Origin of the sequence: Micromonospora sp. 15K316 (assembly GCF_004348525.1) — a bacterium.
Taxonomy (GTDB): domain Bacteria; phylum Actinomycetota; class Actinomycetes; order Mycobacteriales; family Micromonosporaceae; genus Micromonospora.
The window spans coordinates 1-6,367 of the sequence record NZ_SMKG01000286.1 but is presented as its reverse complement, the minus strand read 5'-3'; the positions used below and the strand labels follow the sequence as shown (position 1 = coordinate 6,367).

6 protein-coding genes, 2 tRNA genes and 1 other RNA gene are annotated in these 6,367 nt (G+C 71.7%); 5 read left to right on the top strand and 4 right to left on the bottom strand.

From position 1 onward, the window contains the following. Both E1211_RS29590 and ffs read right to left on the bottom strand, forming a co-directional pair. Positions 1–1,230 (bottom strand): DNA polymerase III subunit gamma and tau (locus E1211_RS29590; protein WP_132353113.1); only part of this gene is annotated, 1,230 nt, incomplete at its 3' end. A 234-nt stretch (positions 1,231–1,464) separates the two neighbouring features. Continuing rightward, positions 1,465–1,554: signal recognition particle sRNA small type (gene ffs, locus E1211_RS29585), an RNA gene on the bottom strand. Between the two features lie 82 nt (positions 1,555–1,636). Between ffs and E1211_RS29580 the strand changes: the two genes are divergently transcribed. The 4 genes from E1211_RS29580 to E1211_RS29565 all read left to right on the top strand — a co-directional run bounded on the left by E1211_RS29580 (position 1,637) and on the right by E1211_RS29565 (position 5,054). Beyond that, positions 1,637–1,721: transfer RNA gene (locus tag E1211_RS29580), tRNA-Ser, on the top strand. A gap of 300 nt (positions 1,722–2,021) precedes the next feature. Beyond that, a complete protein-coding gene (locus tag E1211_RS29575; protein WP_132353111.1) occupies positions 2,022–2,588 on the top strand; it encodes a hypothetical protein in 567 nt (188 codons plus the stop codon). Positions 2,589–2,670: 82 nt separating this feature from the next. After that, positions 2,671–3,162 carry a hypothetical protein gene (locus E1211_RS29570; protein WP_371686223.1) on the top strand — a complete coding sequence of 164 codons (492 nt, stop codon included), beginning with the start codon at positions 2,671–2,673 and terminating at the stop codon, positions 3,160–3,162. Between the two features lie 212 nt (positions 3,163–3,374). Beyond that, positions 3,375–5,054 (top strand): SdrD B-like domain-containing protein, encoded by a 1,680-nt coding sequence (locus tag E1211_RS29565; protein ID WP_132353107.1) that lies wholly within the window; start codon positions 3,375–3,377, stop codon positions 5,052–5,054. Between the two features lie 114 nt (positions 5,055–5,168). On the opposite strand, the gene E1211_RS29560 is transcribed toward E1211_RS29565, so the two are convergent. Next, positions 5,169–5,255, bottom strand: a tRNA-Ser gene (locus E1211_RS29560). Between the two features lie 75 nt (positions 5,256–5,330). On the opposite strand from E1211_RS29560, the gene deoD reads away from it, so the two are divergent. Further along, complete coding sequence (gene deoD, locus E1211_RS29555) at positions 5,331–6,038, top strand: purine-nucleoside phosphorylase (protein WP_132353105.1); 708 nt, start codon at positions 5,331–5,333, stop codon at positions 6,036–6,038. A gap of 144 nt (positions 6,039–6,182) precedes the next feature. Here the strand turns inward: deoD and E1211_RS29550 are convergent. After that, the coding region (locus E1211_RS29550; RefSeq protein ID WP_371686222.1) for an ABC transporter permease at positions 6,183–6,367 on the bottom strand (185 nt) is incomplete at its 5' end.

Genomic DNA, 6,367 nt, shown 5'->3' with positions numbered 1-6,367 from the left:
GGCTGGAGGCGTCGGGCGTACGGCCGGGGCCGCGGCGACCGGCGCGGAGCCGGCGGTGTCGGCGCCGGCCAGGGTGAGCCGGCGTTCCATCCGTTCGAGGCGCTGGAGCAGGCCGCCGGTCGAGTCGTCGGCCCCGGGCAGCAGCATCCGGGCGCAGATCAGCTCCAGCAGCAGCCGGGGCGCGGTGGTGCCGCGCATCTCCACCAGGCCGTTGTGCACGATGTCGGCGCAGCGGGAGAGGGTGCCCGGGCCGAGCTGCTGGGCCTGCGCCGTCATCCGCTCGATCTGGTCGGCCGGGCCGTCGATGAGGCCCTTCGCGGCGGCGTCCGGCACCTGCTGGAGCACGATCAGGTCGCGCAGCCGCTCCAGCAGGTCGGAGGCGAACCGGCGGGGGTCGTGACCGGCCTCGGCCACCTGGTCGACAGTGGCGTACGCGGCCGCGCCGTCCCCGGCCGCGATGGCGTCGCACATCTCGTCGATCAGCGCCGCGTCGGTGACCCCGAGCAGCGCGGCGGCCCGGGCGTAGGTGACCCCCTCCGGGCCGGCGCCCGCGATGAGCTGGTCGAGCACCGAGAGACTGTCCCGGGCGCTGCCACCGCCGGCCCGCACCACCAGCGGAAAGACCGCCGGCTCGACGGAGATGCCCTCGGCCTCGGTGAGCTGCTCCAGGTACGGCCGGAGCACCTTCGGCGGGATGAGCCGGAACGGGTAGTGGTGGGTCCGCGACTTGATCGTGCCGAGGACCTTCTCCGGCTCGGTGGTGGCGAAGATGAACTTGACGTACTCCGGCGGCTCCTCGACCAGCTTGAGCAGGGCATTGAAGCCGGCCGACGAGACCATGTGCGCCTCGTCGATGACGTAGATCTTGAATCGGCTGCGGGCCGGCGCGAAGACCGCCTTCTCGCGCAGTTCGCGGGCGTCGTCGACGCCGCCATGGCTCGCCGCGTCGATCTCGATGACGTCGATCGAGCCGGCGCCGTCGTTCGCCAGCGACCGGCAGGACTCGCACTGACCGCACGGCTCCGGGGTGGGGCCCTGCTCACAGTTGAGCGAGCGGGCGAGGATCCGGGCGCTGGAGGTCTTGCCGCAGCCACGGGGGCCGGAGAAGAGGTAGGCGTGGTTGAGCCGCCCGCTCCGCAGCGCCTGCGACAACGGCTCGGTGACGTGCTCCTGACCGATGACCTCGGCGAACGTACGCGGCCGGTACTTGCGGTAGAGCGCCAGTGCCACCCGTCCCGCCTCCTCTCGACCGAGCCATTCTGCGCCGGTACGCCCCGGGTGACCACCCACCCCGCCGCTGACGGGGTCTGCGCGCCACTGAAGGGCGCCCACGCGCTCGACCAGCCACCGCTGCCCCGACGCCCAAGCGCTCGATCACCTCGACTTCAAGGATGTCGGGCCATCAGCACACCGAGGACACCCCGACCTCACTGAACTCGAGTCGATCAGGGGGCCCGAAAACAGAAAGGCCTCCCGTGCACCCGGCAGAGCTCGCTTATCCTTGCTGCCTTCCGGCCCTGGGGAGGTTCACGAGATACCGCCGCACGGGAGGTGGCCCAAAGCCTACCCGACCCGGCGTCGATCTTCAGGGGGTGGTGGGGTGGGCGATCCGACGGAGACCTGTATCCTGATCCGCGGAGGATTCGCCTAGAGGCCTAGGGCGCACGCTTGGAAAGCGTGTTGGGTTCACACCCTCACGAGTTCGAATCTCGTATCCTCCGCTCACCTGAGCAGCACGGACGACGAGGGTCGGCCCCAGCGGGCCGGCCCTCGCGCCGTCTCGGGCGGCCCCCGTCCCGGTAGCCGGTGCCGCGCGCGGGACCCGCAGGCCCTCGGCCCCGACGAGACCCCCGCGGGATCGGGCCGCTCCGGCGGCGGTCACCGCTCCCGCCTGCTCCAGGTCGGCCCGGATCAGGACCGCCGCGATGGCGCCCCGCACGACCTCGCCGCGATACTGGCGAGGTGAGGAGACCCGTCGTACACATGTTCTATCCACAGCCTGTGGATCGCGGGGCCGCCCGGTGAGCTACCAGCTCAGCGCGGTGATCGCGGACGTCGAGCTGCTGCGCGAGCAGACCGCCGAGCTGGATCACGCCGTCCTCGGCGAGCTGCGGCAGGACTTCGCGCTACTGCCGGTCACCCCGCAGCTGGTCGAGGAGCTGACCGGGTCGCTGCCGGACTACTCGGTCGAGGAGCGCACCGACGAGCACCCGTTCGACCTGGTCCTCGGCCCGGCCCTGACCGCGACGCTGGCCCGCTGGTCCGGGCGGGGTCCGGTGGCGTACGTGGAGGCGGAGTTCTTCGGCGGGCTCGGCTACCAGTCGGCGGCGGTCTGGCTCGACGGCGCCCTGCACTGGGGGCCACGTGTCGACAGCGCCCTGGACAGCCCGCGGGAGGGCTGGCCGATCAACGCCGCCCTGGTGGAGCTGGGCGTGGAGCCCGGTGCGTGGATCGACGCCTTCGCGGAGCTGGGGCTGCACCTGGAGCGGAACACCGCCGGCTGGCTGGCTCATGGCCGGCGGCGGCTGAGCGCCGACTACTGGGACGAGCTCGCCGAGCAGTGGGAAGAGGAGCAATCCGGACGTTGAGAGCAACCTCGCCGCGTCCCGGCCGTTAGGGACCCCGGGGGAAGCTATGAAATTGCGTCAATTCGCCTTTATTGCCGGTTTGCTGACGGCTGCCGTCGTCTCGGGCAGCCCGCCGAGCGCGCCGACCGATCGTCCACATCGGGCCATTCCGGCCGGCGAGGTCCTCGACCTGACCGGCCTGCGCAACGTCGAGTTCGGGGACACCGAGGACGAGCTGACCCGGCGCGGCATCCTGCGTACGGATGTGCAGGGCTGCGGCTGGACACTCGCCGGGCACACCGCGATCAGCCCCGTCTTCGTCGACGACCGGCTGGTGCTGATCTGGCTCGGCGACTCGACGCGAACCACGGAAGGTGTCGGCGTGGGCAGCCCCCTGCGGCAGGTCCGGGCCCGCTACCCCCAGCTCACGCCGCTGCACGCTCCACAGGGGACGTACCGTCTCAACGGGCTGCTCGCCCGCGACGGCGACCGGGCCTACCTCTTCCTGCACGACGGCCGCACCGTGCGGAAAGTCATCGCCGGGTACGCGGACTGGGCCGAGCGCCTCTTCGCCGAGGGCCACGGCCCCTGCTGAGACCTCGGTCCCTCGCACAGTGATCGCGGTGCGGTGAGCAACCGACCGACCCGCCGCCGGGTCCCGCGGCGGATGTAACCCTTTCGGCCGGGCGGACGCCTGAGATATCGACGGGACCAAGATCCCGGCCGGGCCCGGTGACCGCCTCCAGCGAGTGCGTGTCCCGGCCCTCGTCCTGTTCCCGACCAGACAAGGAACCCATGGTCAACCACATGTTCCGCCCGACCGTGCGCCGTGCGCTGCAGGCCGGGTCCCTCGCGACCGCCGTCGTCGGGTCGATGCTCACCGCCCTCCCGGGCTCGGCGGTGGCCGCGCCCAGCCCCGCCGACGTCGTCCTCGGTCTGCACACCGATTCCGGCCAGGTCGGACCGGACGGCGGCCGCGTCCGCCTCCACGTCTCGGTACGCAACGCGGGGGGCGCCGAGGCCGACGGTGTCACCGTCAAACTGCAGCCGCCGACCGGCGTCACCCTCGGCTGGGGCGGCGAAGGACCTGCCGGCTGGACCTGTGACGCCGGCGCCGCGAAGTGCAAGTGGGGCGATCTCGCCCCGGGCGCCACCGCCGAGTTCGACATCTGGGCGACCCTGCCCCCCGGCACCGACGGCAAGCAGGCGTTCATCTCCGCCACCGCCGCCACCGACAGCCGTGAGTCGTCCAGCACCAACAACACGGACACGGCCACTATCGAGTACGTGGTGAAGCCCGACCTCGCCTTCTCCTTCATCCAGTGGGACGGCGGGCTGATCTCCACCTACGGTGGCAACGGCTCGCGCGGCTCCGTGGGCGCCCGGGCGGTAAACGAGGGCACAGTTCCCGCCCCCGGAGCCCGCTTCACCTTCCAGATGCCAGCGGACGCCTTCGCCGGCCCCTGGACCCAGAGCGACCCGTCGTGGCAGTGCGACTTCTCCACCTCCACCTGGACCTGCGAGAACGACCAGGAGATCCCGCCGGGCGAGGCGGCGCAGTTCGCCCTCTACCCGTACTTCCCGGCCGGCACGGCGGGCGACACCCGGACGGTGACCGGCTCGGTGTCGACCCCGGCGCCGGAACTGTCGCTCACCAACAACAGCGGCACGACCACGTTCACCTACGCCGTGCCGCCGCCGGGCGACCTGAACGTCTACGGGCTCGACGTGGTCGCCACGGACGAGCTGCGGGCGAACCAGGAGTTCGAGGTGTCGACGGCCGTGTTCGCCGAGGGCGGCAGCCCGGCGGAGGACGTCGCGGTCCGGCTCCCGCTCCCGCCGACCGTCGAGTTCGTCTCCGCCGACGCCGGCGACCCCGCCTGGGCGTGCCGGCTGGAGGAGGCGACCGACCGGTTCGTCGAGTGCACCCGTGACCACTGGGACATCGCCACCGACGGGCTCAACCTGCGGGTGAAGCTGCGGGCGCTGCCCGGCACCCCGGCCGGCCCGCTGACCTTCACGGCGACCGCGTCCGCCGGCACGCCGGAGTCGTCGACCGAGAACAACACCGCGTCGGACACCGTCACCTACATCGCCGAGGGCGCTGTCACCGGCCGCGTCTGGCTCGACCTCGATCGGGACGGCCAGCGCGACGCCGACGAGCCGATGGCCTTCGACAAGATCTCCGGACTGACCGTCGTACCGGAGACGGGCTCGCTGCCGTGGGACTGGCCGGGCATCTACACCAACACGGTCAGCGGGACCTACTGGGGCGGGCGGCTGAAGCCGGGCCGGTACAACGTGAAGGTCATCCTGCCGGACGGCAGCGGCACCCAGTTCACCACGCCCGACGTGGGCGACGACGCCACCGACTCGGACATCGTCAGCCGCGTCGGCGACTACTACGCATACGGCCTCAGCGCCCTGGTCGAGGTGCGTGACGGCGCCGAGACCGCGGTGGACGTCGGCATCCTGCCGCAGTCCTGACGCCGTGCCGGGAAGGGTCCGGGTCCGTTCCGGGCCCTCCCCGTACGGATCTCAAAACGACGAAACGCCCGGTCGGTCCTCACGGACCGACCGGGCGTTCTCGCATGTTACGAGCGGTGGCGGCGGGATTTGAACCCGCGGAGGGCGTAAACCCTCACACGCTTTCGAGGCGTGCTCCTTAGGCCACTCGGACACGCCACCGCCGAGTAGGCTACAGGACCGCGGCTTCCGGTGCCGAACCGGTATGGCCCCGGGCGGCCTGGCAGGATCCTTGCCATGAGTACGCACATCGGCGCGAAGCCGGGAGAGATCGCCGAGCGGGTCCTGATGCCGGGTGACCCGCTGCGGGCCAAGTGGATCGCGGAGACCTACCTCGAGGACGCCCAGTGCTACTCGACCGTCCGGGGGATGCTGGGCTTCACCGGCCGCTGGAAGGGGGTCGACGTCTCGATCCAGGGCTCCGGCATGGGCATGCCGTCCGCCTCGATCTACGCCCATGAGCTGATCAACGAGTACGGCGTGAAGACGCTGATCCGGGTCGGCTCGTGCGGGGCGCTTCGGGAGGACCTGAAGCTCCGGGACGTGATCGCGGCGATCGGCTCGTCCACCGATTCGAACATGAACCGGATGCGGTTCGACGGGTTGATCGACTACGCGCCGGTCGCCGACTTCGGGCTGCTGCGTACAGCGGTCGAGGTGGCCGAGCGGCAGGGCATCACCATGCACGTCGGGCCGATCCTGGCCGCCGACGCCTTCTACACCGACCGGCCGGACCTCTACGACACGCTCGCCGACTACGGGGTGCTGGCCGTGGAGATGGAGTCCGCCGCGCTCTACACGATCGCGGCCCGGTTCAAGGCGCGGGCGTTGACGGTGCTGACTGTCAGCGACCACATCAAGACCGGCGAGAAGACCACCTCCGCCGAGCGGGAGCAGACCTTCAGCCAGATGGTCGAGATCGCGCTGGACACCGTCATCAGCTGAGCGCTGTCGCACGTCGCCGCCCCGCCCGTCCGTCCGGACCGGCGGGGCGGTTCGCGTGAGCCGGGTGGGCTGCGGCGCCGTCCCGGGTGCGTCCGCCCTCGCCGGGACGACGACGAACACACCCGGGACGCACCGGCCGGACCGTCAGGCGAGCGCCTCGGTCGGGGCGAGCCGGGCGGCCCGGACGGCCGGGTAGAGGCCGGCGAGCCCGCCGATCAGCAGGGTCGCGCCGACGCCGCCGGCCATCGCCCAGAGCGGCACCGCCGTCGGCCACTGCCGCCAGAACGCGTACCCGGCGGTGACCAGGATGCCGAGCAGCACCCCACCCG